At 49.2% G+C, this 2,217-nt stretch carries 2 protein-coding genes; one reads left to right on the top strand and one right to left on the bottom strand.

Annotated elements, in window-relative coordinates; genetic code table 11:
* Positions 1–270: 270 nt before the first annotated feature.
* A complete protein-coding gene (locus KDK13_RS02470) occupies positions 271–507 on the bottom strand; it encodes a hypothetical protein (RefSeq protein ID WP_257283234.1) in 237 nt (78 codons plus the stop codon).
* Here KDK13_RS02470 and KDK13_RS02465 point away from each other — a divergent pair.
* On the top strand, positions 500–2,217 hold a 1,718-nt coding region (locus tag KDK13_RS02465), incomplete at its 3' end, for a hypothetical protein (protein WP_257283233.1). The two genes, KDK13_RS02470 and KDK13_RS02465, sit on opposite strands and share 8 nt — an antisense overlap.

The raw sequence follows: 2,217 nt of genomic DNA, 5'->3' as shown, positions 1-2,217 counted from the left end.
ACAATCGACCGGTCTGACGCCATCATCCATGCCATCAAGTGCACAGTCTTCGTCATCGACTTCGACAGCGGTGCTAACCACTGAAAGTACTGTTGTTCCCACCACAGCTTACAGCGATCAGTCAACAACTGGACTTTTATCTTCACCTCTATCTTCACCTCTGGATAGACCGGTCAACAACACGGCAACCCCGACTGCCACAGGCAGCCCTGATTCCCAAAGCTACCCAACGAGTGCAAAAACATCGCTCCCGGTGAGTCCGTCAAGTTCTCAGCTGGCCAGCTCAATGGCTACTTCGCCGACTCCGATAACTTCAGAATTGACCAGCTCTGCAACGCCATCATCAACGCTATTAAGCTCAAAGCTGGAAAGTACAATTCCTTCGTCGTCGGCTTCGACAATTTCAGAATTGGCCAGTTCTGCAACGCTAACGCCAGTGCTATCAAGCACACAGCAGGAAAGTGTCGGCACTTCGTCTTCGTCTCCGACAATGACGGAATTGACCATTTCTCCTGCTTTATCGCGAACGCTAACAACTTCAGAATCGTCGAGTTCAGCTGTTTCGCCTTCGACTTTCCCAACATCTCCACCGACCAGTCCGGCAACACTGCCGGGTTGCAGTGGGGCAGAAATTCCTGTTCGAAGTAATGCTGACCTGGCCAAAATCGGAAAGAACCAGGAGCTGTGCGCCAATGGTAAGGATGCCTATCCAGCCAATGGTAAGTATGCACAGATTGCTGATATTGATGCCGGTAATCTCAGGCCCATTCCGCGCTTCACTGGTGAGTTTAACGGTAACGGCAAGAGCATTAGCAAGCTGAAAGACTGCCTCTTTTTTCAGGTGGAAGGGGGAATAGTACGTAACCTGATGGTCAAAGAAGCCAATGTACATAAATTATATTACCACCATTTTCAAGGTGGTAAGGGCGTTGTCACCTGTGAAGCCAGCGGACACTCGCTGTTGAAAAATAACACCGTGGAACATTCTCATTTCAATTTGGAAGCAGGAGATGGCTCGGGAAATATTGGAATGCTGGCGGGAGAGATCAAAGGCAGCTCAAGACTGGAAGGCAACCAAGTCAAGCACTCGATAATGAGTGCATATACAAGAAAAAAGCATGGATATCATAATGTAGGAGTATTAACCGGAAAGGCCACAGGACCCGCTACCCTGGACAATAATTCGATTGACAATTGCACTATCACCACGAGAAGTAACCCATACGAAGATACGCGTATTAAGACCTGCACTGGCTTGATGGCTGGTAAAATGGTGGATAAAGTCACTGTCAAAAACTCGAAACTTACCAATAACCAGCTGACCGACAGCACGCGATATGTCCACGCCGGTGGTGTTGCGGGGTGTGCGAGTGGCACAACTATTGAGGATACCTATGCCTTCAATAACACCATACTTTCCGGGAGAAGGTTCAGTATTGACCCAAAGAATGCGGTAGTTGTTGCCTCAGCGTCGAGCTGCCATATTAGCAATACTACTGTTATCAAAAACATTCTTAAGTTAGATGGGTATGCTTATGACTCAAGATTTGACGGACCCTCTACGGGAATCGTAACAGCAAATTGCAAGAGTAGTACGATCAAACATACTCTGGCCGAACATAGTGAATTGTACTCCAAACGTTGGGCAGCTGTTGCCACTGCCTTTCTCGATTATCGATGCACGATCCATAACACCACTGCCAGAAATGTGACAATTAAAGCCGAAGGCAAAAGCTCTACAACTGTTGTTGCGGCGATTGCTGTGGCCAAGTTTGGAGAATACGCGCACTCCAACAATAAGATTAGCCAGACAACCGCTATCGATTGTCAGATATCAGCTCACGGAAGATATGGTTATGCCGCAGTGGGCGCTGGCTATCGAGGTCGAAGGGGAGATGTAACCATCAGCGATACCACTGCCTGCAACAGTACCATCAAGGGTGCTCACGCACGCATAGCCGCTGGCTACACTGATCATCCATTTACTCGCACCTATGCCTGTAACACCACAATCAACGCCCGGCTGGACAATTCTGGTTGTGACGAGGCAATCTGCCCGAAGGAAAGCACTGTCGCTCCACCCACGCTACTCACTGCCACTGCAGCTGGCGGCGACAATACAACAATTGATGCATTATCTCTGCCTCCGGAAACACGGGGCAGCAGCACTGTAACCCGGGCTACCACAGACAGCCCTGATTACCCGAGTTACTCACC

Source organism: Endozoicomonas sp. SESOKO1 (assembly GCF_024606265.1).
Classification (GTDB): Bacteria; Pseudomonadota; Gammaproteobacteria; order Pseudomonadales; family Endozoicomonadaceae; genus Endozoicomonas.
This window is presented reverse-complemented; position numbering and strand designations above follow the sequence as displayed.